The 26,665-nt window shown below is 49.5% G+C and carries 27 protein-coding genes; 22 read left to right on the forward strand and 5 right to left on the reverse strand.

What is annotated here, in order from left to right:
- The first annotated feature begins 185 nt into the window (after positions 1-185).
- The 13 genes from R0134_RS01595 (at position 186) to R0134_RS01655 (ending at position 9,890) form a co-directional block, all read left to right on the forward strand.
- The gene (locus tag R0134_RS01595) at positions 186-932 is read left to right on the forward strand and encodes a transcriptional regulator (RefSeq protein WP_319783168.1); all 747 of its coding nucleotides are present in this window, start codon (positions 186-188) and stop codon (positions 930-932) included.
- Positions 929-1,312 (forward strand): RidA family protein, encoded by a 384-nt coding sequence (locus R0134_RS01600; protein WP_319783169.1) that lies wholly within the window; start codon positions 929-931, stop codon positions 1,310-1,312. The genes R0134_RS01595 and R0134_RS01600 overlap by 4 nt, the downstream gene beginning before the upstream one ends.
- A gap of 7 nt (positions 1,313-1,319) precedes the next feature.
- Positions 1,320-1,745 carry a sulfurtransferase complex subunit TusD gene (gene tusD, locus R0134_RS01605; protein WP_319784281.1) on the forward strand — a complete coding sequence of 142 codons (426 nt, stop codon included), beginning with the start codon at positions 1,320-1,322 and terminating at the stop codon, positions 1,743-1,745.
- A 54-nt stretch (positions 1,746-1,799) separates the two neighbouring features.
- Complete coding sequence (gene tusC, locus R0134_RS01610; RefSeq protein WP_319783170.1) at positions 1,800-2,156, forward strand: sulfurtransferase complex subunit TusC; 357 nt, start codon at positions 1,800-1,802, stop codon at positions 2,154-2,156.
- Positions 2,157-2,199: 43 nt separating this feature from the next.
- Entirely contained in the window at positions 2,200-2,514 is a 315-nt protein-coding gene (tusB, locus tag R0134_RS01615) for a sulfurtransferase complex subunit TusB (RefSeq protein ID WP_319783171.1), read from the forward strand.
- A gap of 136 nt (positions 2,515-2,650) precedes the next feature.
- Positions 2,651-3,025 carry a 30S ribosomal protein S12 gene (gene rpsL / locus R0134_RS01620; RefSeq protein WP_319783172.1) on the forward strand — a complete coding sequence of 125 codons (375 nt, stop codon included), beginning with the start codon at positions 2,651-2,653 and terminating at the stop codon, positions 3,023-3,025.
- Between the two features lie 85 nt (positions 3,026-3,110).
- The gene (gene rpsG / locus R0134_RS01625; RefSeq protein ID WP_319783173.1) at positions 3,111-3,581 is read left to right on the forward strand and encodes a 30S ribosomal protein S7; all 471 of its coding nucleotides are present in this window, start codon (positions 3,111-3,113) and stop codon (positions 3,579-3,581) included.
- Positions 3,582-3,657: 76 nt separating this feature from the next.
- Positions 3,658-5,760: an elongation factor G gene (gene fusA, locus R0134_RS01630; RefSeq protein WP_319783174.1), complete on the forward strand. Its 2,103-nt coding sequence runs from the start codon at positions 3,658-3,660 to the stop codon at positions 5,758-5,760.
- A gap of 63 nt (positions 5,761-5,823) precedes the next feature.
- Positions 5,824-7,008, forward strand: a complete 1,185-nt coding sequence (gene tuf, locus R0134_RS01635) for an elongation factor Tu (RefSeq protein ID WP_319783175.1) — start codon at positions 5,824-5,826, stop codon at positions 7,006-7,008.
- A 156-nt stretch (positions 7,009-7,164) separates the two neighbouring features.
- The gene (locus R0134_RS01640; RefSeq protein ID WP_319783176.1) at positions 7,165-7,599 is read left to right on the forward strand and encodes a TIGR01244 family sulfur transferase; all 435 of its coding nucleotides are present in this window, start codon (positions 7,165-7,167) and stop codon (positions 7,597-7,599) included.
- A gap of 198 nt (positions 7,600-7,797) precedes the next feature.
- Positions 7,798-7,989 carry a bacterioferritin-associated ferredoxin gene (locus R0134_RS01645; protein WP_319783177.1) on the forward strand — a complete coding sequence of 64 codons (192 nt, stop codon included), beginning with the start codon at positions 7,798-7,800 and terminating at the stop codon, positions 7,987-7,989.
- A 461-nt stretch (positions 7,990-8,450) separates the two neighbouring features.
- Positions 8,451-9,200 (forward strand): IS5 family transposase, encoded by a 750-nt coding sequence (locus tag R0134_RS01650; RefSeq protein WP_319783178.1) that lies wholly within the window; start codon positions 8,451-8,453, stop codon positions 9,198-9,200.
- A gap of 228 nt (positions 9,201-9,428) precedes the next feature.
- Positions 9,429-9,890, forward strand: a complete 462-nt coding sequence (locus R0134_RS01655; protein ID WP_319783179.1) for a methylglyoxal synthase — start codon at positions 9,429-9,431, stop codon at positions 9,888-9,890.
- A gap of 108 nt (positions 9,891-9,998) precedes the next feature.
- Here the strand turns inward: R0134_RS01655 and R0134_RS01660 are convergent, their stop codons facing one another.
- Entirely contained in the window at positions 9,999-10,574 is a 576-nt protein-coding gene (locus tag R0134_RS01660) for a superinfection exclusion B family protein (protein WP_319783180.1), read from the reverse strand.
- Positions 10,575-10,880: 306 nt separating this feature from the next.
- Here R0134_RS01660 and R0134_RS01665 point away from each other — a divergent pair, with 306 nt between their 5' ends.
- The 7 genes from R0134_RS01665 (at position 10,881) to R0134_RS01695 (ending at position 20,065) form a co-directional block, all read left to right on the forward strand.
- On the forward strand, positions 10,881-11,312 hold the full coding sequence (locus tag R0134_RS01665) for a GlcG/HbpS family heme-binding protein (protein WP_319783181.1): 432 nt from the start codon (positions 10,881-10,883) through the stop codon (positions 11,310-11,312).
- A gap of 242 nt (positions 11,313-11,554) precedes the next feature.
- Positions 11,555-12,178: a TetR/AcrR family transcriptional regulator gene (locus R0134_RS01670; protein ID WP_319783182.1), complete on the forward strand. Its 624-nt coding sequence runs from the start codon at positions 11,555-11,557 to the stop codon at positions 12,176-12,178.
- A 524-nt stretch (positions 12,179-12,702) separates the two neighbouring features.
- On the forward strand, positions 12,703-14,148 hold the full coding sequence (gene xdhA / locus R0134_RS01675) for a xanthine dehydrogenase small subunit (protein WP_319783183.1): 1,446 nt from the start codon (positions 12,703-12,705) through the stop codon (positions 14,146-14,148).
- Positions 14,141-16,543, forward strand: a complete 2,403-nt coding sequence (gene xdhB / locus R0134_RS01680) for a xanthine dehydrogenase molybdopterin binding subunit (protein WP_319783184.1) — start codon at positions 14,141-14,143, stop codon at positions 16,541-16,543. Before xdhA ends, xdhB begins: the two co-directional genes overlap by 8 nt.
- Positions 16,544-16,736: 193 nt before the next feature.
- The gene (xdhC, locus tag R0134_RS01685; RefSeq protein WP_319783185.1) at positions 16,737-17,570 is read left to right on the forward strand and encodes a xanthine dehydrogenase accessory protein XdhC; all 834 of its coding nucleotides are present in this window, start codon (positions 16,737-16,739) and stop codon (positions 17,568-17,570) included.
- A gap of 252 nt (positions 17,571-17,822) precedes the next feature.
- Positions 17,823-19,124 (forward strand): guanine deaminase, encoded by a 1,302-nt coding sequence (gene guaD / locus R0134_RS01690; RefSeq protein ID WP_319783186.1) that lies wholly within the window; start codon positions 17,823-17,825, stop codon positions 19,122-19,124.
- Positions 19,125-19,321: 197 nt separating this feature from the next.
- Entirely contained in the window at positions 19,322-20,065 is a 744-nt protein-coding gene (locus tag R0134_RS01695) for a GntR family transcriptional regulator (RefSeq protein WP_319783187.1), read from the forward strand.
- Between the two features lie 102 nt (positions 20,066-20,167).
- On the opposite strand, the gene R0134_RS01700 is transcribed toward R0134_RS01695, so the two are convergent.
- The 4 genes from R0134_RS01700 to uraH all read right to left on the reverse strand — a co-directional run bounded on the left by R0134_RS01700 (position 20,168) and on the right by uraH (position 24,782).
- A complete protein-coding gene (locus R0134_RS01700) occupies positions 20,168-20,674 on the reverse strand; it encodes a universal stress protein (protein WP_319783188.1) in 507 nt (168 codons plus the stop codon).
- Between the two features lie 119 nt (positions 20,675-20,793).
- Complete coding sequence (locus R0134_RS01705) at positions 20,794-22,698, reverse strand: SulP family inorganic anion transporter (protein ID WP_319783189.1); 1,905 nt, start codon at positions 22,696-22,698, stop codon at positions 20,794-20,796.
- Positions 22,699-22,982: 284 nt separating this feature from the next.
- Complete coding sequence (locus R0134_RS01710; protein ID WP_319783190.1) at positions 22,983-24,335, reverse strand: NCS2 family permease; 1,353 nt, start codon at positions 24,333-24,335, stop codon at positions 22,983-22,985.
- A gap of 90 nt (positions 24,336-24,425) precedes the next feature.
- The gene (gene uraH, locus R0134_RS01715; RefSeq protein WP_319783191.1) at positions 24,426-24,782 is read right to left on the reverse strand and encodes a hydroxyisourate hydrolase; all 357 of its coding nucleotides are present in this window, start codon (positions 24,780-24,782) and stop codon (positions 24,426-24,428) included.
- 414 nt (positions 24,783-25,196) lie between these two features.
- Between uraH and puuE the strand changes: the two genes are divergently transcribed.
- Entirely contained in the window at positions 25,197-26,117 is a 921-nt protein-coding gene (gene puuE / locus R0134_RS01720) for an allantoinase PuuE (protein WP_319783192.1), read from the forward strand.
- A complete protein-coding gene (gene uraD, locus R0134_RS01725) occupies positions 26,117-26,632 on the forward strand; it encodes a 2-oxo-4-hydroxy-4-carboxy-5-ureidoimidazoline decarboxylase (protein WP_319783193.1) in 516 nt (171 codons plus the stop codon). The genes puuE and uraD overlap by 1 nt, the downstream gene beginning before the upstream one ends.
- Positions 26,633-26,665: the final 33 nt, after the last annotated feature.

The raw sequence follows: 26,665 nt of genomic DNA on the forward strand, positions 1-26,665 counted from the left end.
CTATACTGACGCTCAGTAATGGATGGCTGCCACAGGGTTGAACGCTGCCAGTTAGGCAAATCTACTCGCGCCTTACCATTCACGCCTCTCACTTCACAGTCCCGCTCTCAATTCGTAAAATAAGTTGACATCTAACCTCAGCAGTTGAAAATCAGCAGCAGATGTTTGGTGCTATGGAGCCAGCAATGCTAGCGCAAAGAGAGACTGTCGAGTCTCTGAGTCAGCCAAAAGAGCAAGAGTGTGTCGAGCAGAATAATACCGAGTCGGTACTTGTTCATCGCTATGGCGGCGTTATGGAAGGGCTGGCTGAGATGTTTGGTCAGCACTGTGAGCTATGCTTGTACTCGCTGATGGAACCCAGCCAACCTTTGCTAAAGCAGGTACAAGGCGAGCAGGGCACACACTTAGTCGGTGAGCCCATGCCGGAGTCGCTGGCACTGCATGTTACCGCGCTGCTTGCAGACTCGGTGCACCATGTTACTTACTTTGCGCACACTCGGTTAGGCGCGCCAATTAAGACCTCTTTGCAGTTGCTGGTCAATGCACAGGGCGAGGCGTTAGGCTTGCTCTGTATCCATCTGCACTTAGGCGCCCCTTTTCATGAGTTGCTGGGCGAGTTAATGCCTAAGCCGCAAGTGGCTAAGCGTGTCGAAGTGTCACCGGAAAACTTCAATAATAACGTTGAAGAGCTGGTGACCTTGACCGTAGAGCGCACCATAGAGGGCATTAACGCCAATGGGCTGGTGGCCAATCATCTTAAAAATAAACATATAGTGACCACGCTATATGAGAAGGGCATTTTCGACATCAAAGACGCCATTGCCATGGTGTCGAGCAAGCTCAATATCTCAAAACACACCGTTTATCTTTATATTCGGCAAAAAAAACGCGATGACGAAGAGCTATCGCCCCCCACCCCGGAGACATCATGACTAAAAGCATCATAGCCACAGAACACGCCCCCGCTGCAATCGGCCCTTATGTGCAAGCCACTCGAGTGGGTAATATGCTCTTTACTTCAGGCCAGATCCCGCTGGATCCAGTTACCATGGAAGTCGTAGCCGGCGGTATTGAGGCACAAACCAAGCAGGTAATGGATAACTTATTGGCTATCCTGACCGCTGCTGGCGCCGACAGCACCCATGTGGTCAAAACCACCTGCTACTTGAAGGACATGGCCGACTTTGTACCTTTCAATGAAGTCTATGCCAGCTACTTTACGCTGGGTGCGCCGTCTCGTTCTTGCGTAGAAGTGGCGCGGCTGCCGAAAGACGTGTTAGTAGAAGTGGAAGCCATTGTCTGCCTCGATTAATTCAGTGATGGATGTGTATCCAGCAGCCGAGGCGACACCCACAGCGCTGCGCTTTGCCTTATTAGTGACCGGGCCAAGTTACGGCACGCAAGCTGCCAGTGATGCTTATCGCTTCGCTCAGGCTGTGCTTGAACAAGGCCATGTGCTGAGCCATGTTTTTTTCTATCAAGAAGGCGTGCATAACGCCAATCACTTGGTGGTGCCGGCAAGCGATGAAACTAACTTGCAACAAGCCTGGGCTGCATTGGCGAAGACGCAAGGGCTGCGCTTAGATGTGTGCGTGGCCGCCGCGCTACGCCGCGGTGTGTGCGATGAAGTGAGTGCTGCGCACGCGAATTTGAGCCAATGGAACTTGGCCGAGCCTTTTTATTTGAGTGGTTTAGGCCAGCTTGCCGAGGCTGCACTGACCGCCGATCGGGTAGTGCAATTTTGAGGGCGCTGTTATGAAGAACGAGCATAACGCTCTCGAACAGGAAGGTGTTTGCTTGTGAATAACGTCGCCTTTCTGTTTCGTACGGCTCCCCATGGTTCGGCGTCAGGCCGAGAAGGCTTGGATGCGGTGCTGGCCACGTCCGCCCTCAATGAAGACATAGGGGTGTTCTTTAGCGATGATGGTGTCTATCAGTTATTGGCTGAGCAAGACCCCAGCGCTATTTTAGGCCGCCACTATGCACCTACCTTTGGTTTGCTCGACTTGTACGATGTGGAGCAGGTGTACGTGTGCCAGCGCTCGTTAACTGAGCGGGGCATAGGGGTGGCGCAAATCACCATTCCTGCTCAGGTGCTGGCGCCCCATGACTGGCAACAGACACTGGCAGGCTTTAACGTTCGGCTGAGCTTTTGAGTCTTCAGCGTGTAAGCATTCAGCTGAGTGACTAAGGGAAAACATGCTGCATACGGTAAAACATTCGCCTTTTAGTCATCAGGCATTAGCACACGCTTTGCGTGAGTTCCAGCCCGATGATCGGCTGTTGTTATGGCAAGATGGCGTGATTGCGGCTACGGTAGCCCAGTCGCAAGCACCTTTGGGGCAAGCCTCCTGGTGGCAAGCACCATTACAAACGTTGGCGAACAGCCAGCGTTTGTATGTGATGGCAGAAGACTTACAAGCACGTGGTTTAAGTCAGGCAATAGGGCAGCCAATTAGCATGCTCGATTGGGTCGATTTAGTCGCAAAATGGGGCAGCCCCCAAGCTTGGTAGTCTGATGCACATAAATTGTACCGCTAAAACTGTATAAATCTTGACTCAGAGCGGTAGCAAGCATAGAATTTTGCGTCCTCGCTTTTTGAGGACCGTTTTTCACAACTGTAGAACGATACATTTTCAGGAGCTGTTAATGACTACTATTAACCAGCTGGTCCGTAAACCGCGTAAGGTCGCTGCTGCAAAGAGCAACGTACCTGCGCTGGAATCGTGCCCGCAAAAACGCGGCGTATGTACCCGTGTATATACCACCACCCCTAAGAAGCCTAACTCTGCATTACGTAAAGTATGTCGTGTTCGTCTGACCAATGGTTTTGAGGTTAACTCATACATTGGTGGTGAAGGCCATAACCTGCAAGAGCACTCCGTAGTGCTGATCCGCGGCGGTCGTGTTAAAGATTTACCAGGTGTGCGTTACCACACCATTCGTGGCGCGCTGGATACCTCTGGTGTTACTGCACGTCGCCAGGGCCGTTCTAAGTACGGTGCCAAGAAGCCAAAGTCTTAATAGTTCTCTGTTAAGTAAGGCCAAACATTTTATTCAATAACACTATTGTGTTTTGGGTTATCCCTGAAGTTACGGAGAATTTTCAATGCCAAGACGTCGCGTTATCGGCCAGCGTAAAATATTACCAGATCCTAAATTCGGATCCGATTTGCTGGCAAAATTTGTAAACATCCTGATGGTAGATGGTAAAAAATCTACTGCTGAGACTATCGTTTACACAGCCCTAGAAGCAGCTGCTGCAAAAAGCGGCAAAGAGCATTTGGCGCTGTTTGAAGAAGCCTTAGAAAACATTCGTCCTACAGTTGAAGTTAAATCACGCCGCGTAGGTGGTTCTACCTACCAGGTGCCAGTAGAAGTACGTCCAGTACGTCGTAATGCCTTAGGCATGCGCTGGTTAGTAGACTCTGCGCGTAAGCGTGGCGAAAAGTCCATGGCTCAGCGTTTAGCTGGCGAGCTGTTGGATGCTGCTGACAACAAAGGTTCTGCGGTTAAGAAGCGTGAAGACGTGCACCGTATGGCTGAAGCAAACAAAGCGTTTGCACATTACCGCTGGTAATTGGATGGGTGCGCTGTTTGGCGCACCCCTTTTAATTACTTACTAAGGGCATTGACCTTAGAAAGAGGATCTTATTGTGGCTCGTACAACTCCAATTGAGTACTATCGCAACATCGGCATTAGTGCTCACATTGACGCCGGCAAAACCACCACCACAGAGCGGGTGCTGTTTTATACCGGTGTAAATCATAAAATTGGTGAGACTCACGAAGGTTCCGCTACCATGGACTGGATGGAGCAGGAACAAGAGCGTGGTATTACTATCACCTCTGCTGCGACCACCTGTTTTTGGGATGGCATGGCTCACCAATATCCACGGCATCGCATCAACATCATAGATACGCCAGGGCACGTTGACTTCACCATTGAAGTTGAACGTTCCATGCGCATACTCGATGGTGCTGTTATGGTGTACTGTGCGGTAGGTGGCGTTCAGCCGCAGTCTGAAACCGTATGGCGTCAGGCGAATAAATATAAAGTTCCGCGTATCGCGTTCGTTAATAAAATGGACCGTACCGGTGCTGACTTCTTACGTGTGGTTGAGCAGATCAAGTCTCGCCTTAGAGGCGAAGCTGTTCCTGTACAATTACCGATCGGCTCCGAAGAAAACTTCAAAGGGGTGATCGACCTAGTGACAATGCAAGCCATTGACTGGGACGAAGAAAACCATGGCACGACTTTTGTTACTCATGCCATTCCAGCTGAGATGCAAGAGTTAGCCGAAAAATGGCGTCAGAACATGGTGGAAGCTGCTGCTGAAGCCAACGATGAACTGATGGACAAATACTTGGAAGGCGAAGAGCTGAGTGAAGCCGAAATTAAGGCCGCTTTGCGTCAACGCGTGTTAAATAGCGAAATCATTCTCGTGACCTGTGGTACGGCCTTTAAAAATAAAGGTGTCCAGGCCATGTTAGATGCGGTTATCGACTATTTACCTTCTCCAGTAGAAGTTCATGCCATTACCGGTCTTAAGATCGACGGTGAGACGCCAGATTTGCGTCCTGCTGACGATAAAGCCCCTTTTTCCGCCTTGGCGTTTAAAGTGGCAACCGACCCGTTTGTGGGTAACCTGACTTTTTTCCGCGTGTATTCTGGCATTATAAATACCGGTGATGCCGTGTTGAACTCAGTCAAGGGGAAACGTGAACGCCTTGGTCGTATCGTGCAGATGCACGCCAACAAACGCGAAGAAATTAAATCCGTTTGTGCAGGCGACATCGCCGCGGCTATCGGTCTCAAAGACGTGACGACAGGTGATACCCTGTGTGATCCCAGTGCGCCTATTATTTTAGAGCGCATGGATTTCCCTGAGCCGGTTATTTCTGTGGCCGTAGAGCCCAGAACTCAAGCCGACCAAGAAAAAATGGGCATGGCTTTGACACGTTTGGCGCAGGAAGATCCGTCTTTTCGCGTCAATACCGATGAAGAGTCTGGTCAGACAATTATCGCCGGTATGGGTGAACTGCACCTTGATATCCTTGTCGAACGCATGAAGCGAGAGTTTGGTGTGGAAGCTAACGTGGGTAAGCCCATGGTGGCCTACCGCGAAACCATCCGCACTAGCGTGGAGCAAGAAGGTAAGTTCATCCGCCAATCAGGGGGTCGTGGTCAATTTGGTCATGTATGGCTCAAAATTGAACCTCGCGAACCCGGTGCGGGTTATCTGTTTGAGAATGCGATCATCGGTGGCACTGTTCCTAAAGAATATTGCCCAGCGGTAGATAAAGGTATTCAAGAACAGATGAAACAAGGCGTATTGGCCGGATATCCGATTGAAGATATCAAGGTCACATTATACGATGGCTCTTATCACGATGTTGACTCTTCTGAAATGGCCTTTAAAATCGCAGGTTCCATGGCGTTTAAAGAAGGCTTCATGAATTGCGACCCCGTGCTGCTTGAACCTGTGATGAAGGTTGAAGTTGAGACGCCAGAAGAGTATATGGGTGATGTAATCGGTGACGTAAACCGTCGCCGTGGTATCATCGAAGGCATGGAAGATGGCCCGTCAGGCAAAGTTATCAACGCCGTGATCCCGCTGTCGGAAATGTTTGGCTACGCTACAGATCTGCGTTCACAGTCGCAAGGTCGTGCTTCTTACTCCATGGAGTTTGAAAAGTACGGCGAAGTACCTGCAAGCATGGCTGAAGCGTTGGTTGCTGCTCGTAAAGGTTATTAATCTTTTTGTTTTAATTACCCGCTTACAAAAGTGAAGTGGGAACAAATTAGGAAGGACTAGTCCGTGTCTAAAGAAAAATTCGAACGCGTAAAAACACACGTAAACGTTGGTACTATCGGCCACGTTGACCACGGTAAAACCACTTTGACTGCTGCTATTACTACTGTATTAGCTAAGAAAATGGGCGGCACCGCACGCGGCTACGCTCAAATCGATAACGCTCCAGAAGAAAAAGCACGTGGTATCACCATCGCCGCTTCTCACGTTGAGTACGATACTGAAGCACGTCACTACGCACACGTAGACTGCCCAGGTCACGCTGACTATGTTAAAAACATGATCACCGGTGCTGCTCAAATGGATGGCGCAATCTTGGTTGTTGCTGCGACTGATGGCCCTATGCCACAGACTCGTGAGCACATCCTGTTGGCCCGTCAGGTTGGCGTTCCTTACATCATCGTGTTCATGAACAAGTGTGACATGGTTGATGACGAAGAATTGCTGGAACTGGTTGAGATGGAAATCCGTGAGTTGTTGTCTGAGTACGACTTCCCAGGCGATGACACTCCAGTAATCCTGGGTTCTGCACTGAAAGGTCTGGAAGGTGACGCTGAGTGGGAGCCAAAGATTCTTGAACTGGCTGACGCACTTGACTCTTACATCCCTGATCCAGAGCGTGCAATCGATGGTGCTTTCTTGCTGCCAATCGAAGACGTTTTCTCAATCCAAGGCCGTGGTACTGTTGTAACTGGTCGTATTGAGCGCGGTATCGTTAAAGTTGGTGAAGAAATCGAAATCATCGGCCTGAAAGACACCGTTAAGAGCACCTGTACTGGTGTTGAAATGTTCCGTAAGTTGCTTGACGAAGGTCGTGCTGGTGAGAACGTTGGTGTTCTGCTGCGCGGTACTAAGCGTGAAGACGTTGAACGTGGTCAGGTTCTTGCTAAGCCAGGTTCAATCAAGCCACACACTACTTTTGAATCAGAAATCTACGTTCTGTCAAAAGAAGAAGGCGGTCGTCACACTCCGTTCTTCAAAGGCTACCGTCCACAGTTCTACTTCCGTACAACTGACGTGACCGGTACTATCGAATTGCCAGAAGGCGTTGAGATGGTTATGCCTGGTGACAACGTACACATGGTTGTTACTCTGATTGCTCCTATCGCGATGGAAGACGGTTTACGTTTTGCTATCCGTGAAGGTGGTCGTACTGTTGGTGCTGGTGTTGTAGCGAAAATCGTTGCTTAATTAGCGCTTAAAAGTATATAAAAAGGAGGCCTAGGCCTCCTTTTTTTATGCCTGTACTGGCGTTACGCCAAGCCATTATCTAGGGTAGTGGTTTAGCGTAACGCTTGAGTGTTGAAACGGCGTTCACGCGGTCTCATTTATTTGTTGAGGTGCTTGATGGACATTAAATCCGTAACCGATTCGCTGTCAGTGACAGACCAAGTCACGAGCGATGACTTATTAACACTTAAAAACGCCGGCTACGGCACTATTATCTGCAATCGACCGAATGGTGAGGCTCTAGAGCAACCCGCCGCTGAGAGCTTGGCTGAGCGCGCCAAAGAGCTGGGTTTACATTGGCATTGGCTGCCAATTAAGCCCGGTGAGTTTAGTGAGCAAGAGATAGCGCAATTTGGCGAACTGTTGAATCAAGCTGAGCGCAATAAAGAGCCGGTGTTGGCGTTTTGCCGCACCGGTACCCGCTCCATTACCTTGTGGGCATTATCACAGGCCGCAAGTGTGCCCAGCGCACAACTGGTGCAACAAGCCAGTGCCGCCGGCTACGACCTCTCGGGCCTAGCGCCTCGTCTTGAAAGCGCTTATCGCAGCTAGCTTGCCTTAACGGATTACATACCCACACCTTAGATAAAAAAGCTTATAGCCGCCGCTATAAGCCTTAAATGCGCGTTAGGACGAGCTTGATCTGCTCTCGAATAAAAAGTGTGAAGTGAGTTAAAATTTAAGCACTAATGACTTGCATTGATAACTAATATCATTTAGATTCCTTTCATTGATGCGGAGGATCTAACTATGTATGTGTGTTTGTGTAAGGGCATTACTGATAGTCAGCTGCGTGACGCGATTGCGAACGGCGGCAATGAATTTAAACAATTAAAGCAACAGCTAGCTGTGGGCTCCCAGTGCGGTAAGTGCGTGCCGGTCGCCATGGCTATTTTGGCAGAAGAAAATGCCAAAGCCTGCCTGTATTACGAAGTCGCTTAAGCGCCACCAAGGTGACCCTCCACCGCTATTGATATTTCTCGCATCAAGCACACTCAGCCCCGTTTAGGGGCTTTGTTGTTTTAAGGTCTCACTCGGTATTTTTCTCACACTTTATACCAATCTAAGTAAAAATATGACCTATCTCATAATTTCGGTGAAGAGGACTTCAGCAAAGTTTTTTTACCTTGTAGCCGTCAACTTGTTCGACGGGCCAGCTTCGCTGGCTGTTTTAAAACATAAAACCGTGGCTAATAAATTGCCACACTACAAAAGACAGATGCAGTGTAGCCGTCCGGCTCTTCGGTGAAGAGGACTTCGACGGTCTTGCGAAGCAGGATGATATGATCAGTTATATTTCCAGAATGGTATTAGGGTCTGTTGACGTTTGACTATAAGATATTGATATAAAAGAGAAAGCTCGTATTGTTCAAGTTATCACATTCTAATGGTACGAGTTTGCGATGCCCCGATTACTGCTCACTGATGAGTTCTGGTCGAAGCTACGGAAAATTTTGCTGCAAGAATCCATCTATGACAAGCGTGATTTACGTATGACGGTAGAAGGTATGCTTTATCGTATGCGCACTGGTTGCCCTAGGCGGGATCTGCCCACCGCTTTCGGAGGGTGGAACAAAGTTTACAAGCGCTTTAATGCCTGGTCAGCCGCAGGCAAGTGGCTCAGGATCTTCAAGGCGCTGGTGGTGCAGCCAGACCTGGAGTGGACCTTCATTGATGGCACCTACGTCAAGGCGCATCAACATAGTGCAGGGGCAGCCCGTTCTGATAACCAAGCCATAGGGAAAAGCCGGGCAGGTAACACCACCAAGATTCATCTGGCCGTGGATGCCTATGGCCTGCCCATCGAATTCGATATCACCGGCGGTGAGGTTCACGATTGTAAGGCCGCGCCGAAACTGATTGCCAAGCTGCCGGCCACACAAGCCATTATCGCGGACAAAGGCTATGACAGCGAACCGCTCCGGGAGCAGATCGCATCACAAGGCGCTCAACCCGTCATCCCCAGAAAGCGCAATTCCACCAAAGGTAACGCTGACTTGGATAGAGGTTTGTATCGTTATCGACATTTGGTGGAAAACGCCTTTGCTCGGTTAAAGCAATATCGGGCCGTGGCGTCGCGCTTCGACAAGTTGAAGCGGAATTACGCAAGCACGGTGGCCATGGCCTGCGGGTTTCTATGGCTGCCCATGTGAAACGTCAACAGACCCTAGCTGTTAGTTCGCGCAGTAAAATATTTTAAACCGTTCCGCCTCGGCGAAATGCGAGAGCAAGCGTTCGCCTACAAAAAACAAATTCACCGCTCTTTGTTTGGTTTGGCGTTCGACGCAAACCTGTCGCCTCACGCCTTAGCCACAAGTGCTAGGCGCTCGACTTTGTTTTAGCTAGTATGGGGTTCGCTTTTTATTAGGACTCAAACACAGATGAAAGAAACCTGTCGTATTCTGCCCGCGCATAAAAATGTGGCCTTAGTGGCCCACGACCATAAAAAAAGCCAATTACTGGAATGGGTAGGGCGGCGTGCCGAAGCTCTCAAGTTGCATCATCTCTATGCTACAGGCACTACCGGCAGCATGCTGAGCCGCCAGATTGGCTTGCCGGTTCGTTGTTTGATGTCTGGCCCCATGGGCGGAGACCAACAGCTGGGTGCGCTGATTGCCGAGGGCAAAATCGATGTGTTGATTTTCTTCTGGGATCCGCTGAATGCGGTCCCTCACGACCCCGATGTGAAGGCCTTGTTGCGCTTAGCCACGGTGTGGAATATTCCCGTCGCCACCAATGTGTCGACCGCGGATATGCTGATGGACAGCATGCAAATGAGTCAGGATTTTAGTATTTGTATACCGGATTACGAAGGTTACTTAGCAGAAAGAACGAAGGAATAGCTAAGAGATAGCGGTAAAAACGCCTTACGCTGTACGCCCTACGTTGGTCTCCGGCTGGTTCAGAATGTTTTGACGTATCGCGTACGGCGTAGAGCGTTGTTTTCAGCCTTAGCCATGCCTATCTAACTGCTTGTAAGCGTACTTGGGTCTGTCACTCATGATTAAGCTCTTTTGCTCTTCGGTCATATTGGCCGGATTTAGCCCTAACACCTTAAAAGTCAGCAGCGGGCGGGCGGCAATGGCGATCATTAACGGCTTAATGGCATTTAGGCCAGCTTCGCCGGGCTCGCCGAACGCGTAGCTGAGGATGCCTTGCTCTAACAAATTTTTGACGGCAGGCTCAGTCACTGGCAATTTAATGACGCTTTTGCGCTGGATAACAAACTCACGCAATACGGCTTTTTCATTGGCATCCAAATAATCCAATAACTCTTTCAAGAGCCGTTGTTGCATCACACGCTGCTTACGATAAAACACATACTGAAATCCTATGATGGCCGTATGGGATAAAAAGTAGGATCCAGCCCCCACCATACCTAATATAAATAGCAGGCGATAATCATGCAGCCACAGGCCAAAGGCGCCGGAAAATAGCGTGTTAGGCAGCAAGCTGATTAAGGTACTGCTCAACAGCAACCAGCACATAAAGCGATTAAAGGACGATATTTGTCGTAAATCCCACATATTTTTCTCCGTAAAAGGGCGGGCGTCAGCACTGACTTGCGAGCTAAGAAAACTGCCGAGCCTCACGGCATAAAGCAATATATATGCCATTAGCACCATGTTAACGTCTTTTAACCCATAAACAGAGAAAGATCGGTAAGCTTAAGACTGAATGAATAATGGCTAAATAAGCGAGGCGTTAAGTTACCTTAACGTAAAGATCATATAAAAGATCTTAACATTTGGCGTGTTTTATGTTTTATTAGTGCTCAATTAATTTTTATCACTAGATTCGACTATTAGAATATCGACAGGGAGTCCGAGAAAATGAGCTCAGTAACACTTGAACAAGCGTTGACCATTACCCGTGGTGCTTTACAGCGTGCGTTAGAAATTTCTGCTGCACCAATGACAGTTGCTGTATTAGACAGCGCCGGTTATTTGGTGTCGCTGCAGCGTCAAGAGGGTGCCAGTTTATTGCGCCCAGACATTGCCAAAGGTAAAGCGTGGGGTGCCGTGGCCTTAGGTCGTAGCTCTCGTGGTTTGGCTGAAGTAGCCGAAGCCCGTCCTGCTTTTGTCGCCGCGGTAAACGTGATGGCTCAAGGCCATATTATTCCAGCAGCGGGTGGCGTATTAATCCGTGATGCACAGAATAAAATTATTGGTGCCGTGGGCATCAGTGGCGATACACCTGATGTAGACGAGCTGTGCGCCGTAGCCGGTGTAGAACTGGCTGAGCTAATTGCTGATTGTAAATAAGACTGCATAAATTCACGGGTATAAGCATGGCGGCAAGGTAGCTTAAATGTGTATAGTCGTAACCAGCTAATCTGATGTATTAGTAGCAGAGTAATGTTGATTGCAGAATAATTTTGCAAAATATTAATGTTACTCCTACTGAGCGCCCATTTTATAGGGCGCTTTTTTTTGATTAAATTCAGCCGAAATTCGGGTAGGGTTAGCTAAGATACCGACGGAATGATAGGGAGTTCAACGACACTATGTCTCGGATCAGAGCCAAAAACGAAGAAATTATTATACGAGCCGCGAGCCGCGTATTTGCTGAACATGGCTATGCAGCAACCAAAACCGCCGTGATTGCCGAGCTGGCCCAATTACCTAAGCCTAATATTTATTATTACTTTGGCAGTAAAGAGAAGCTCTATCGCGCCGTACTAGAAAGTGTGGTCGAGCCGTTGTTAGCCGCGTCAGCCCCTTTTATCGAATATCAGGATCCGGTGGTCGCACTCACGGCATATATTAAATCCAAGCTCATGATCTCCAGGCACTACTCCTACGCCTCTAAAGTGTTCGCCAATGAAATCATGCATGGCGCTCCCCATTTACCCACCGACATTGTCGAGCAACTCGCCGAGCAAACTCGCACCTTGACCGCCAAACTTAATGACTGGATAGCACAAGACTTAATGGCGCCGATTGATGCTCACCATTTGTTATTTGCGATTTGGGCCTCCACCCAAACCTATGCGGACTTTAATTGGCAGATCACCACGGCGCTGGGTAAAGAAGAATTAGACGACCAAGACTTCGATCGCGCTGCCACCCTTATCACCCGCATGGTGATTGGCGGTTGTGCCGTTAAATCTTTACCTGCGGATCACTAACGCTTCACCCGTCAGTTAAGGTGCTTTATACCAAGTACTTAATAGCATGTATTTTAATACCAAGTACCTTAACTGACTGTTTTAAAAACCGCGTTTATCGCCGCCTTACTGTACTGGTGCTTTTACTCTTCCCTACGATACTGATTTACAACTTCTCTTCTTCCATGCTTGCTCATTTCTTTACTCGCCGTTTCCTTGTGTTGCCACGCTCTTTTCTGTCGCCAACAGGCGATGCCTTACGCCTGCAGCCAAGGCGCGATCACTCAAGCGTTACTGTCGCGAGCTACAATAAAGTAGCGGTTGCGATCAGGTGAAAATCACAAAGAGTACACAATACTGATTTGCATTTAAGACGCTGATTAAAAAGAGTTAATTTTATTTATCGGCTTAGTTGATCACGGTAAGGTTAATAATAAGTAAATATTTTATTGACTATATGGTCAGCTTTCACTTTAATTACACGTGAAGATATTATTGCTTTGCAGTCTTGCAAGGTGTGCAGTGTATAGCTGAAGGAGGTTAGCTTGATTAAGTTCCTACTTAACCAAGAGTTGCGAGAGGAAAGTGACCTGTCGCCAAATATGACGGTGCTTAACTATTTGCGTACTCGCGTAGGTAAAAACGGCACCAAGGAGGGGTGTGGCTCGGGCGACTGTGGTGCCTGCACCGTAGTGTTGGGAGAGCGTGTGGATGAGCATATTCGCTACCAGACCGTTAACTCCTGCCTGACCTTCGTCTCAACACTGCACGGCAAACAATTGCTCACCGTCGAAGACTTAAAAGCTAAAGACGGCAGCTTGCATCCGGTGCAGCAAGCTATGGTGGATTTTCATGGCTCGCAGTGCGGTTTCTGTACGCCAGGCTTTATTATGTCGATGTTTGCCTTAAGCAAAAATAAGCCCGCTGCTACGCAACCCGATATCTTTGAAGCACTGGCCGGCAACCTTTGTCGTTGCACTGGCTATCGCCCGATAGTGGATGCGGCCAAGACCATTGCTGAGCAACCACAGCTTGTTGATCAGTTCTCGCGCTATGAAACTGACATCTTGGCCAAGCTGGATAAAATAGAAACAGACACCCTAGTTACCCTTAACGGAAACGACAAGGTGTGCTACTCGCCGGTATCCAGCGATGAGCTGGCGGCATTGTTAGTTGAGCATCCCGATGCCCAGCTATTGGCCGGTGGCACCGACTTAGCCTTACAAGTGACGCAGTTTTATCGTGAACTGCCGAAGATGATTTATGTGGGCAACGTGCGCGATATGAAGCAGCTCACCGAAGATGATGAACAGCTGGTGATTGGTGCTGCGCGCAGCTTAAGTGACAGCTTCGAGCCCTTGAATCGGGTATTCCCCGATATGGGCGAGCTGCTGCATCGTTTTGCGTCTTTGCAAATTCGTAATCAAGGCACCCTTGGCGGCAACGTGGCCAACGCTTCTCCTATTGGTGATGCCCCGCCGGTGTTGATGGCCTTAAATGCCCGCTTAGTGCTGCGCAAAGGTGAGGTACGTCGCGAGCTGCCCATTGGCGACTACTTTTTGGATTACAAGAAAACTGCCCAGCAAACCAGCGAATTTATTGAACAGATTATCGTGCCTAAGCCTAAGCCAAATCAGCACTTCAAGGTGTATAAGCTGTCTAAGCGGTTAGACGATGATATTTCTGCGGTCTGTGGTGCCTTTAACTTAACCATTACCGATGGGCTGATCACTGACGCGCGCATTGCCTTTGGCGGCATGGCAGCCGTGCCTAAGCGCGCAGCGGCCTGTGAGCAAGCCTTGCTCAATCAGCCGTGGAACCATGCCACCGTTAAAGCAGCCATGAAAGCATTAACCGGCGATTTTGAGCCGCTGTCTGACTTTAGAGCCAGCAAAGAATATCGCAGCAAAACCGCCACTAACCTGCTCTACAAGTATTTTCTGGAGCAACAAAGTCTGCAACTGGAAACTAGGGTGACGTCTTATGTCTAATCAAGCGCAACTAATTCTGACCATGGATGAAATGATGGCGCAGGTTAAACAAAACCTGCAAACCGGCGTAGGCAAAAGTGTGCCCCACGACAGTGCCGCCATGCAGGTGGCGGGAGAGGCGCAATACATAGACGACCGCTTGGAGTTTCCTAACCAGTTGCACTTGTATGCGCGAATGTCGGATCGCGCCCATGCGCGCATCACCAAGCTAGACGTCAGCCCTTGCTATGACGTTGAGGGCGTTACCTTGGTGATCACCGCCAAAGATGTACCCGGTCAGTTGGACATAGGTGCCATTTTACCCGGCGACCCGCTGTTGGCTGATGGCGTCGTGGAATATGTGGGCCAGCCCATCTTTGCGGTCGCCGCTAAAGACTTAGAAACGGCGCGCAAGGCGGCCATGTTAGCCGTGATTGAATATGAAGACTTACACCCAGTGCTGTGTGTAGAAGAAGCATTGGCCAACAAGCACTTCGTTACCGAAAGCCATAAGCAGCAAAGAGGCGACTCGGCGGCAGGTTTAGCCAAGGCTAAGCATGTGATTGAAGGCAGCATTCATATTGGTGGCCAAGAGCACTTTTACCTTGAGACCCAAATTAGTTCAGTGGTGCCCACCGAAGATGGCGGCATGATGGTGTTTACCTCCAGCCAGCATCCCACTGAAATTCAAAAATTGGTGGCCAGTGTCTTGGGCGTGCCCATGCATAAGGTGGTGGTCGATATGCGCCGTATGGGCGGTGGCTTTGGCGGTAAAGAAACCCAAGCTGCCGGTCCTGCCTGCATGGCGGCTGTGGTGGCCCACCTGACCGGTCGACCCACCAAGATACGCTTGCCGCGCATGGAAGACATGAACATGACCGGCAAGCGTCATCCGTTTTATAACACCTATAAAATTGGTTTCGATGATACGGGTCGCATTCAAGCCACCGACATTATGGTGGCCGGCAATTGTGGGTATTCCCCAGACTTATCGTCCTCAATCGTGGACCGCGCCATGTTCCACTCCGACAACGCTTATTACTTGGGCGATGCCACAGTAGTGGGTCACAGATGTAAAACTAACACCGCCTCTAATACTGCGTATCGGGGCTTTGGTGGGCCGCAAGGCATGATGACCATAGAGCATGCGATGGACGAAATCGCCTCTTACTTGGGCAAGGATCCGCTGGAAATCCGCAAGCGCAATTTCTATGGTAAAGAGGATCGAAACGTCACTCACTACCATCAGCCGGTAGAGCACAATATTATTCACGAGATGGTGGCGGATCTTGAAGCCTCCAGTGAATACGCCAAGCGTCGCAGCGAAATCAAAGCCTTTAACGCCCAGAGCCCGATTTTGAAAAAGGGCTTGGCGCTGACGCCGGTGAAGTTTGGTATCTCCTTTACTGCCAGTTTCTTAAATCAGGCGGGAGCCTTAGTGCACGTGTACACGGATGGCAGTATTCATCTGAACCACGGCGGCACCGAAATGGGGCAAGGGCTGAATATCAAGGTGGCACAAATTGTCGCCGAAGAGTTTCAGGTCGATATTGACAGGATCCAAATCACCGCCACTAACACCGATAAAGTGCCGAACACTTCACCGACCGCGGCTTCTAGCGGCACGGATCTTAACGGTAAGGCGGCGCAAAATGCCGCGCAAACTATTAAGCAGCGCTTGATCGACTGGGCAGCCGGGCACTTTCAAGTGACGCCAGAAGAAGTGATCTTCAAGAATAATTTGGTACAGATCCGTCATCAGATGTTGTCGTTCCCAGAATTTATTCAGCTGGCTTATTTCAACCAGATTTCGCTGTCCAGCACCGGTTTCTACCGTACACCTAAGATCTTCTACGATCATGCCACCGGATCAGGCTCGCCTTTCTATTACTTTGCTTACGGCGCCGCCTGCTCTGAAGTGGTGATCGACACCTTAACCGGTGAGTACAAGATCTTACGGGCGGATATTCTGCATGACGTGGGCGACTCACTAAACCCAGCCATCGACATTGGTCAGGTAGAAGGCGCCTTCGTACAAGCTGTGGGCTGGTTAACCACCGAAGAGCTGGTATGGAACGATAAAGGCAAGTTGATGACTCAAGGGCCGGCGGGTTACAAGATTCCGGCGATCACTGATATGCCGATTGATTTTCGCACTACCTTAGTGGAAAACCGCAAGAATCCTGAAGACACCGTCTTCCATTCTAAAGCCGTGGGCGAGCCGCCCTTTATGCTGGGTATCTCGGTGTGGTGTGCGCTAAAAGATGCGGTGGCCAGTGTGTCCAACTATAAAAAGTATCCACACATGGACTCACCCGCCACACCCGAGCGCGTACTGTGGGCGGTGGAGCAAATGCAGGCTTGGTTTGAGCAAAATGAAGCTGTTACTGCTGCTGAGGAAGTGTTGGCTAAGTAGCAGGTTTGGGTGATTAAGAGGCAACAGGGCTGCCTCCTCCGACACGCTACAAGTACATCCATGTAAGGCTCACACATGACGTCCTTGTCATGTGATGGTCGGCTGAGGTAATCCCTGTTGCCTCTCAGTGACTATTGAGTCATCTGAGAAGAGCAAGTCAGCATCTGCTGGTGAGAGGTATAGAGGTAACGTCATGTTCAAGGATAACTGGATTCAGATCTTGGCTGAGCTAGAACGCAAAGGTGAACCTTGCGTGCTGGTGACGGTGGTTGAGCATAAAGGCTCAACGCCCAGAGACAGCGGCACCAAAATGCTGGTCACCGAGCACACCTGCTACGCCACCATAGGCGGCGGTCATCTTGAGTACAAAGCGTTGAAATTGGCCCGTGACATGCTGTTAAACGGCGAGCATTTGATGAAAGTGGAGCGCTTTAATTTAGGCGCCAGTCTGGGGCAATGTTGCGGTGGCATGGCCAGCATTATGCTGGAGCCTGTGGTACGCGCCCGCCATCATTTGGTGTTGTTTGGTGCGGGTCATGTAGCCAAAGCCTTGGTGCATGTCTTGGCGACCTTGCCGTTTCGTATTACTTGGATTGATGAACGCGCGTCTGAGTTTCCTACCGAGCAGCTGAGCGGTGTAACGCAGGTGGTGAGTGATGACCCCGTCGGTGAGATTGCTGATCAGCCAGCAGGCAGTTTCTATCTGGTGATGACTCATAACCACCAGTTAGATCTTGAACTGTGTGCAAAAATTTTAAAACGCCAAGATGCCCGTTATTTTGGGGTGATTGGCTCGCAAACTAAGCGCAAGCGCTTTGATTACAAACTCAAAGAGCGCGGCTTTAGTGAGGCGGATTTAGCACAGATGATTTGCCCCATCGGCTTGGCCGAAGTGGTCGGTAAGTATCCGGCGGAAATTGCGGTGTCTGTGGCTGGTGAGTTAATTAGCGTTTATCAGCAAGCGCTGGCGTCAAGAGCTGGCGAAGTTACAGAGCGAGATAAACCGACGGTAACGAGTTTGGTATAACCGAGATTAAAACTTAAAATATTTTTTGCCACGGAATCCTCAGAATTCACGGAAGAGTTCACAAGCGAAAAAATACTTATTATTTTTAAGGGCTTACTCCCTATAATTTGGAGTGTTTTTCCCCTTATCCCTTATATTTATTTAGGTTTGGCTCTTATACATAAAATCCCTTTCAGATCTGATCTCTATTTTTTCGTGGGTTCCGTGGATTCCGTTACAAAGGCTGTATTACTGAATTTTTGGAGAGTTTTTATGACACCCATAACCGCGTATCGCGCCGCCATTTTGCACAGTCTCGGTGATCCCACACAAGTGGGGCTAGAAGACAGTTATGCCTATTATGAAGATGGCTTATTAGTGGTGAGCGAAGGCTTGATTGCCGACATCGGGCCTGCCGAGCAGGTGCTGGCGCGTTTAGCCGCTGATACGCCCATTATTGAACTTAAAGATAAGTTGATTAGCGCCGGCTTTATCGATACCCACATTCATTTTCCGCAAACTGAAATGATCGCCTCCTACGGCGAGCAGTTATTGGACTGGCTCAATAATTACACCTTTCCTGAAGAAGGTAAGTTTGCCGACCCTGCGCATGCTGCGCGGGTGGCCAGCTTCTTCTTAGATGAATTACTGCGTAACGGCACCACCACCGCCATGGTATTTGGCACCGTGCATAAGGCATCGGTTGAAGCCTTCTTTACTGAGTCAGACAAGCGCAATATGCGCATGATTGCCGGTAAGGTAATGATGGACCGCAACGGGCCTGACTATCTGCTGGATACGCCAGAGTCTGGCTATGCGGACAGTAAAGCGCTGATTGAGCGCTGGCATAAGCAGGGCCGCCAGTTGTATGCGGTCACGCCACGCTTTGCGCCTACCAGCACCGAAGCTCAGCTCGCTATGGCCGGGCGCTTGTTAGCCGAATATGATGACGTTTATTTACAGACTCATTTATCGGAAAACAAACAAGAGATTGAGTGGGTGAAGTCTTTGTTCCCGGAGCGCGCCGGTTATCTGGATGTATACGATCATTTTAACTTACTCGGTGAGCGATCGGTGTTTGCCCATGCGGTGCATTTAGAGCAAGAGGAATGCGCGCGCATGGGGGAGACAGATTCGGTGATCTCTTTTTGCCCGACCTCTAACTTGTTTTTAGGCTCAGGCTTATTGGATCTACCCAAAGTCGAGGGTCACGGTATTCGGGTGGGATTGGGTACAGACGTGGGTGGCGGCACCAGCTTTTCTATGCTGCGCACTATTGCCGAGGCTTATAAAATTCAGCAGTTACAAGAGCATAAATTGCACCCGATTAAAGCCTTGTATCTGGCGACATTAGGCGGCGCACGCTCTTTAAGCTTGGACGATAAGATAGGTAACTTAAATGTCGGTAAAGAGGCGGACTTCTTGGTGTTGGATTTGCACGCCACGCCTTTAATGGATGCACGCATTAACAACAGCCAGCATTTGTTTGAGCGGTTGTTTGTGTTAATGATGCTGGGTGACGACAGGGCGGTAAGTGAGACCTATATCTTCGGCAAACGCCAATATCAAAAATAAGCATAAACCTAAGCGACGTCACATAAAAACGCCCAATGCAGGGCGTTTTTTGTCTTCAGTCACACTCTGGATGTTTGTGTCTGTAGAAAAGTACAAAATACAGTAAGATTGTATACTTAATTACAAAATTTAACTAACCGGCAAATATTTGGATCGGCTTTGCAGCCATCAGGCCGGTCTAACTGGAAATCTAGATTATGAGTTCACTCAGTCAACTGGAGCCCAGACACGTCAAGTCGAGCTCAAATACTCAAGATGATGTCGTCTACGAATATATCTTTGATGCCATTCTTGAACAGCGGTTAGCACCGGGCACTAAGTTAAGCGAAGAAGCACTGGGCGAGATTTTTGGCGTCAGTCGTACCATTATCCGTCGCGCCTTATTGCGCTTATCTCATGAGCAAGTAGTGAGCATTCGGCCCAACCGGGGTGCCGTGGTAGCCTCGCCCAGCGTGGATGAAGCTCGACAAATCTTTGCCGCGCGCCGGGTGGTGGAATTGGCGGTGATTGAGCTGGTCGTAAAAAATGTTACCCCCCAAAGCTTGGCGCGTATTCGTGCCATGGTGCAGGCTGAGCAAGATGCGTTTGAGCGTGGCGATATCGGCAGCGGCATTCGCCTCTCGGGTGAATTTCACTTGGAGTTGGCCAATATCGCCAACAATATGCCTCTGCTTAACTTTCAACGCAGCGTAGTGTCGCAAACCTCTTTGATTATTGCTCAGTACGAAGTCGGGCATCAGGCTCAGTGCTCTTGTAATGAACACGAGGCTTTGTTGCTAGCCATAGAGTCTGGCGATCCGGCCCGCGCCATGGCCATGATGAAAAAGCATCTGGATCATATTGAAGGTAAGTTGAACCTGGACAATGAGTCGGCTTCTACCGACTTGCACGTGGTATTTTCCGACGTAGTCAAAAAGCAGCCGCCCACGCGTCGCGGCTAAGATTATTTACTTCAAGCATATGCAATATTTACCAATAAAAAGCGGAGCCAATTAGGCTCCGCTTTTTACGAACTACTCAAGGTCGATTCGTCGAACCATCACTCAGCGCTGCGGCACTGATTCCTTCGGTTGTGGCACTATTAACGTGGGAATACGTGAGTCGCGTAATACTTCTCTGGCCACGCTACCTAGCAAAGCTTGCAGCCAGCCTTTTTCATGGCCGCCCATCACTATCATGTCGCAGTTTAGGGTTTCCGCTCGCTCGAGTATGGTTTGCGTAGGGTGCCCTTCTATTACGTCACAGCTGACGATTCTTTGTGCCAAGCCTTGATCCTCTACGGGTAAAGTTAACCAAAAGTCTTCTAAGCGTTGCTGTAAGTCGGCTTGGGCTTGGCTCAGGCGCTGCTGCAAAAATTCCGCGCTGCCGCTTTGGTTATAAATATATGACTGCAAGGTTAAACGCTCATCGCTGGGCAGGTGTTCAATCACACTTAAAATGTGAATGCTGGCGCCAGTTTGCTGTGCTAAATACACCGCATAGCGAAAGGCAAACACCGCATTTTTTGAGAGATCGGTGCAATACAGAATTTTATTAATTTTCGGCAACATAGACACATCCTTAATGAAGATACCAAAAACAACGCCGAACGAATCGGTTTGATTCACTATATCAAAAGTCACCGCGCGCGAAACCATTAGATGCGGCGCCCAGACGGATTATGGGTGCGTTAAGTGGGTTTAGCCGGTGCGGGTGTGATACCGGTAATATCTGCTGTCGTTGTTTCTACTTTGCTTGCACCAACAATGGCTGGTGTCTTTGCAAGTACCTCAACCTTCACGGCTTCTACAGTACTGATAGTGGATGCTCCGGGAGCCGCCGCTCCTGGAGGCGCTAGATGACACTCTTGAAATATTTTAGCGGTGCAGGTTTGGCAAACACTCGGGTCTAATTGTTCGTAGATGCGATGTATGGCTTGGCCTTTATTTTGAAAAATATGGTCACGGCCGAGCTGCTTAAGAATGTTATTACGATTAATAATACGCAGTACGCCGCTTTTTACATTACTCAGATAGAGATCCCCACCCTCGGCGCGCCTGCGCTTGGCTTCTTGCAGCAGCATTTCTGCACCCACCATATCGACAAAATTCATCCCGTTGCCCACTATCAATACCCGCGGCTCGCGCACACTTTGCAGATACTCCTGCACATGGTTGACCGCGCCAAAAAACAACGAGCCTTCGATGCGAATAATGCGCAGTTGTGGACAATAAGGCAGGCGTTTTTTTTCTGCGTTGGTAAACAACGGATGCTTAGCATTAGGATCTGGCAAAATAGTGACGATGCGCGGATGCGAGGTACGTTTTAAATAGAAGACCAGCGATAAGATCACGCCTGCATAAATGGCAAATTCCAGTGCCACCAATAAGGTGGCGGCAAAGGTGACGATGAGGACTGTGGTCTCTGATTTGGCCGCGCGCATAATCATTTTTATATGATGAAAGTCGATCAGATTCCAGGCCACCATTAACAATAATCCGGCCATGGCGGGGATCGGCAACCAAGCGGTAATGCCAGAGAATAACTGCACTATGACTAATAGAAATAACGAGGCAAAGATGGCTGCCATCGGCGTACGGGCACCGGAAGTAAAGTTAACGCCGGTGCGGGTAAAAGAGCCGGAAGAGGCATAGCTAGAGAAGAAGGCACCCACCACGTTCGATAGACCTTGGCCGATAAACTCTTGATTATCATCAAGGCGCTGATGAGAGCGGCTGGCAATGGCTCGTGCAATAGAAGAGGCTTCGACCAAGCCCAGTATGCTAATGGCCAGGGCTCCAGACGAGAGGGCGCTGATATTACTAAAGCTTAAGTCGGGGATGCTGAACGGCGGCAAACTGGCGGGTATGGCGCCCACCATAGCAATGTGCTCTTGGCGAGGATCGAGTAAAAACGCCAAGCCACTGGCCAGCGCCAGTCCCATCAACATATTTGGCCAGCGCGGTAATAGTTTTTTGATCAGTACACACGCCACTAAGGTCGTTAAGCCAACCGCTAAGCTATAGGGGTTAGCATCATTTAAATGGCGCAGCACCTGCCAGCCGTTATCGGTAAAGGTGCCCTTGGTGTGCAGCGATAAGCCCAGCAGGTTTTGCAATTGGCTAACCACTATCACCACTGCCGCACCGGCGGTAAAACCAATCACCACCGAATGCGACACAAAGTTAACCAATATGCCTAATCTGGCCGAGGCCAACACCAGCTGAAACACCCCTTTCATCAGCGTTAAGGTGAGCGCCAAGGCGATAAACTCCGCCGTGCCCGGCGTGGCGAGCGGGCTGACGGAGGTAAACACCACAATCGACATAGCAGCCGTAGGGCCAGAAATTAAGTGCCAAGACGAGCCAAACAGGGCGGCAATAATGGCCGGCACTATGGCCGCATACAGGCCGTATTCCGGCGGCAAACCGGCAATCAGCGCATACGCCACCCCTTGCGGCAATACGATAATGGCATTGGTGAGGCCGGCTTGCGCATCGGCGCGCACGCTGGCGCGAGTAACCATGGGGGTCCACTGCAAGAACGGCAGTAGCCGAGTCCACTTTTTAGCTTTGCCTTGCGCTTGGTTTGACATGTGAAAGTGCGCTCCCTTGGCCATGAATAGCGTCTGCTGAGTCTTAGGCTTGAGTATACATTATTGATTAAGAGTGAGGCGTAAGGAGTCAGGCGTGAGGAGATCTTAAAGAATAAGGATTTTTTCGCCACGGAACCCACGGGAGTAATAAAAATAAGAGAGCAGAAGATGTTTTTAGTGGTTTAAGTTGGGTGTTATGCCGTTCTCTTCACGCCTCATTTTTTGCAAAAAAAAACCACCGCTCGGGCGATGGTTTTAGTAAAGCTTAACTAGACCAAGCTAGCCTACATATATATAAATTTAGCGATAAAAATCGCACTTAATACATAGACGCCAATCGAGACTTGGCCGGTGGCCAATTTAAGCACTGCATAGCTGACAAAGCCCATGGCGATGCCGTTGGCAATGGAGAAGGTTAGCGGCATCATTAAGGCGGTGATGGCGGCTGGCGCCATCTCGGTATAATCTTCCCAGTCAATTTTAGCCAAGCTGCTCATCATGGCAAAAGCCACGTAAATCAGCGCGCCGGCGGTGGCGTAGGGTGGGATCATGCCGGCTAATGGCGCTAAAAACATCGCCAAAATAAACAGCACGGCGATAGTCACGGCGGTTAAACCGGTACGACCACCTGCGGCCACACCGGCGGCACTTTCTACGTAACTGGTGACCGGCGGGCAACCCACGAAGGTACCAATTACCGAAGAGGCACTGTCAGCCTTGAGTGACTTGCCTAAGCCTTCAATAGAGCCGTCCGCATTGCGCAAGTTAGCGCGCTCAGCCACGCCCATTAGAGTGCCGGCAGTATCAAACATATTGACGAACAAGAAGGCTAAAATCACAGTAATCATGCCAACATTAAGCGCACCCATAATGTCGAGCTTCATAAAGGTCGGCTCTATGCTGGGTGGCATGGCGAAGATGCCATTATATTGCACTATACCCATGAAGAAACCGATCAGAGTGACGCCTAACACGCCCACTAACACGGCGCCAAATATCTTGCGATAAGCCAAAATAGAGATAACTAAAAAGCACACGGCAGCCAGCCAAGCGCTGGGTTGAGTGAAATCACCCAAAGTCACTAAGGTGGCGGGGCTTGCTACCACTATGCCTGCGGTTTTCAGGCCCACTAACCCTAAGAACAAACCGACACCGGCGGTCATGGCATAGCGTAATGACTCGGGAATGGCATCCAGCACCCATTCGCGAATCTTCCAAAAACTCATGGCGGTAAAAATAATGCCGGACCAGAACACGGCGCCTAGCGCCACTTCCCAGCTGTAGCCCATTTCACCGACCACGGTAAACGCAAAGAAGGCGTTCAAGCCCATGCCTGGCGCAAGACCGACTGGCCAGTTGGCGTATAAGCCCATAATAAGAGTGGCAAGGGCGGCACCGATACAGGTGGCCACGAACACAGCACCCGGATCCATGCCGGACGAGGCCATAATATTGGGGTTTACAAAAATAATGTACGCCATGGTGATAAAGGTAGTTAAACCGGCGAGCAGTTCAGTTTTTACCGAAGTACCATGGGCTTTTAATTTGAAGAGCTTTTCTAGCAGACCAGAAGCTGGCGGGGGTGAGGTTTCAGCGGTTCTCGCGCGCTGAGTGGTGTCGTTGTTGGCGTTTTCCATAACGGATATCCTCGAATAGTATGGTAGCAAACTGTCAATGCCGAACGAAGTTGCTATTCGGCATTGACAGCTGCGACTGCCTATTACCCGTTAGCTGCCTCTGTAGGTAGAGTAGCTATAAGGTGAGATCAGCAGAGGTACGTGGTAGTGCTCTTGGCCTGCAGCCAAGCCAAAACGGATAACTACGTCATCCAAGAAAGCCGGCTCAAGCAGTTCAACACCTTGCTTGCGTAAGTAAGTACCAGTGTGGAATACCAACTGATATTTACCTGGCACATAGTCGTCGCCTTGCAACACAGGAGCATCGGTACGACCATCAGCGTTGGTGTACACAGTGTTGATTAAAGTGGTTTTTTCACCGTCTTCAACACGATATAGTTCAATTTTAATATCTGAACCTGGTTGGCCTTTAGAAGCGTCGAGGATATGTGTAGTTAATCTGCCCATTTTTAGTTACCTTGCGCGAGTTACGCGTCTCCATTAATTCAAGGCACTGTCGTCGCCATAATGCTGATTGCTTACGGCATTTTTTACATTACACCGCACTGCGATAACAGCGGCGACGACAGAACTAATTTTACATCAAGATAATATTGGCTGTCTACGTCTCATTAACAAAAACATAACCCCTCGGTCACATTTTTAGTTGACGAATGAGCGTCGCTTTATCCTGATGAGTTAGGATTGTCTTTGCTTTAGAGCACCAAAGCAAGATAAGCTGCAAGATCTGATACAAAAATCAAACCTGTTATTTACATATATCTGTTTTATTGTATACAATAAAGACGATGATCTACTGGCCAGCCCTCTGCAAATTCTTGTCTCGGCTGGTTTCTAACCCGCGTTTCAAGGAGTTTCCTGATGAGCCAAAAAAACGACTATCCCCGCGATCTCGTTGGGTACGGTGCTAACCCGCCGCACCCTGAGTGGCCAAATAAGGCCCGCATCGCTATTAACTTTGTACTGAACTATGAAGAAGGTGGTGAGCGTAACGTATTGCACGGTGATGGTGAGTCTGAGGCCTTCTTGTCAGAAATGCCGACAGCAGTGGCGTTTCCTGATGCTCGTCACATGAGCATGGAGTCTATCTACGAATACGGTAGCCGTGCCGGTGTATGGCGTTTGATGCGTTTGTTCAAACGCTATAACATTCCTATGACCATTTTCGCCGTGGCCACTGCCCTCGAGCGTTATCCTGATATTGCTAAAGCATTCATGGCCGAAGGCCACGAAATTTGCTCCCACGCCTATAAGTGGATCTCTTATCAGTTTATGAGCGAAGAAGAAGAGCGCGAGCACTTCAACAAAGCCATGGAAATTTTTGAACGTGTGTGTGGCCAGCGCCCACAAGGCTGGTATACCGGCCGCGACAGCCCTAACACCCGTAAAATAGTGATGGAAGATAAAGGAATTTTATACGATTCCGATTCTTACGCCGATGACCTGCCTTACTGGGTCGACAATCAGGGCGAAGGCCACTTGGTGATCCCATACGTAATGGACACCAACGACATGCGCTTTGGCCTGAATGGTTATAACAACGGCGAAGAGTTCTTCCAGTATCTGAAAGACTCCTTTGATGTGTTATACGAAGAGGGTGCAGAAGCCCCCAAGATGCTTTCCATTGGTATGCACTGTCGTATCCTGGGTCGTCCGGGTCGTATGGCTGGTCTTGAGCGCTTTATTAAATATGCGCGCAGCCATGACCACGTGTGGTTTACCCGCCGTATCGACATTGCTAACCACTGGCATGAGAATCATCCTTATAAGGGAAGCAAGTAATGAGCCGTTTTACTACCTGTACGCCTAGCACGATGAGCCGCGATGAGTTCGTGGCTGCATTCGCCGATATCTACGAGCACTCCCCTTGGGTTGCTGAGCAGGCGTTCGACCAAGGTCTGAGCAGCGAAGATGACACCATTGCTAACTTGCATAGCCGTATGGCGGCCGTGATGAGCAATGCAGATAAGCAAGCTCAGCTTGATCTTATCAATGCTCACCCGGACTTAGCCGGTAAAGCTGCCCAACGTGGCGAACTGACTGAAGCTTCTACCAATGAGCAAGCGGGTGCTGGCATCAGCGAGTGCAACGCGGAAGAATTTGCCCGTTTCACTCACCTGAACAACGCCTATAAGGAAAAATTCCAATTTCCTTTCATCATGGCAGTTAAAGGTTCAGACCGTCACCAGATCCTGGCCGCATTTGAAGAGCGTATTAACAACGACTACGACACTGAATTTGCGCGTGCGGTAAATGAGATCAACAGAATTGCTGAGTTCCGTTTAAGCGGCATGTAATTTTGTTTGCCTGACTAACGTAATGTAGTCGGC

The sequence above is a fragment of the Oceanisphaera sp. IT1-181 genome (assembly GCF_033807535.1).
GTDB lineage: Bacteria > Pseudomonadota > Gammaproteobacteria > Enterobacterales > Aeromonadaceae > Oceanimonas.

Excerpts from the sequence above, each read along its gene's own strand:
- R0134_RS01645 (WP_319783177.1), top strand. The coding sequence starts at position 7,798 with ATGTATGTGTGTTTGTGTAAGGGCATTACTGATAGTCAGCTGCGTGAC.
- guaD (WP_319783186.1), top strand. The coding sequence starts at position 17,823 with ATGACACCCATAACCGCGTATCGCGCCGCCATTTTGCACAGTCTCGGT.
- R0134_RS01705 (WP_319783189.1), bottom strand. The coding sequence starts at position 22,698 with ATGTCAAACCAAGCGCAAGGCAAAGCTAAAAAGTGGACTCGGCTACTG.
- xdhC (WP_319783185.1), top strand. The coding sequence starts at position 16,737 with ATGTTCAAGGATAACTGGATTCAGATCTTGGCTGAGCTAGAACGCAAA.
- R0134_RS01700 (WP_319783188.1), bottom strand. The coding sequence starts at position 20,674 with ATGTTGCCGAAAATTAATAAAATTCTGTATTGCACCGATCTCTCAAAA.
- R0134_RS01595 (WP_319783168.1), top strand. The coding sequence starts at position 186 with ATGCTAGCGCAAAGAGAGACTGTCGAGTCTCTGAGTCAGCCAAAAGAG.
- rpsL (WP_319783172.1), top strand. The coding sequence starts at position 2,651 with ATGACTACTATTAACCAGCTGGTCCGTAAACCGCGTAAGGTCGCTGCT.
- R0134_RS01670 (WP_319783182.1), top strand. The coding sequence starts at position 11,555 with ATGTCTCGGATCAGAGCCAAAAACGAAGAAATTATTATACGAGCCGCG.
- R0134_RS01665 (WP_319783181.1), top strand. The coding sequence starts at position 10,881 with ATGAGCTCAGTAACACTTGAACAAGCGTTGACCATTACCCGTGGTGCT.
- uraD (WP_319783193.1), top strand. The coding sequence starts at position 26,117 with ATGAGCCGTTTTACTACCTGTACGCCTAGCACGATGAGCCGCGATGAG.
- rpsG (WP_319783173.1), top strand. The coding sequence starts at position 3,111 with ATGCCAAGACGTCGCGTTATCGGCCAGCGTAAAATATTACCAGATCCT.
- tusB (WP_319783171.1), top strand. The coding sequence starts at position 2,200 with ATGCTGCATACGGTAAAACATTCGCCTTTTAGTCATCAGGCATTAGCA.
- puuE (WP_319783192.1), top strand. The coding sequence starts at position 25,197 with ATGAGCCAAAAAAACGACTATCCCCGCGATCTCGTTGGGTACGGTGCT.
- R0134_RS01650 (WP_319783178.1), top strand. The coding sequence starts at position 8,451 with ATGCCCCGATTACTGCTCACTGATGAGTTCTGGTCGAAGCTACGGAAA.
- R0134_RS01695 (WP_319783187.1), top strand. The coding sequence starts at position 19,322 with ATGAGTTCACTCAGTCAACTGGAGCCCAGACACGTCAAGTCGAGCTCA.
- uraH (WP_319783191.1), bottom strand. The coding sequence starts at position 24,782 with ATGGGCAGATTAACTACACATATCCTCGACGCTTCTAAAGGCCAACCA.
- R0134_RS01660 (WP_319783180.1), bottom strand. The coding sequence starts at position 10,574 with ATGTGGGATTTACGACAAATATCGTCCTTTAATCGCTTTATGTGCTGG.
- R0134_RS01710 (WP_319783190.1), bottom strand. The coding sequence starts at position 24,335 with ATGGAAAACGCCAACAACGACACCACTCAGCGCGCGAGAACCGCTGAA.
- R0134_RS01655 (WP_319783179.1), top strand. The coding sequence starts at position 9,429 with ATGAAAGAAACCTGTCGTATTCTGCCCGCGCATAAAAATGTGGCCTTA.
- xdhB (WP_319783184.1), top strand. The coding sequence starts at position 14,141 with ATGTCTAATCAAGCGCAACTAATTCTGACCATGGATGAAATGATGGCG.
- R0134_RS01600 (WP_319783169.1), top strand. The coding sequence starts at position 929 with ATGACTAAAAGCATCATAGCCACAGAACACGCCCCCGCTGCAATCGGC.
- R0134_RS01640 (WP_319783176.1), top strand. The coding sequence starts at position 7,165 with ATGGACATTAAATCCGTAACCGATTCGCTGTCAGTGACAGACCAAGTC.
- tusD (WP_319784281.1), top strand. The coding sequence starts at position 1,320 with ATGGATGTGTATCCAGCAGCCGAGGCGACACCCACAGCGCTGCGCTTT.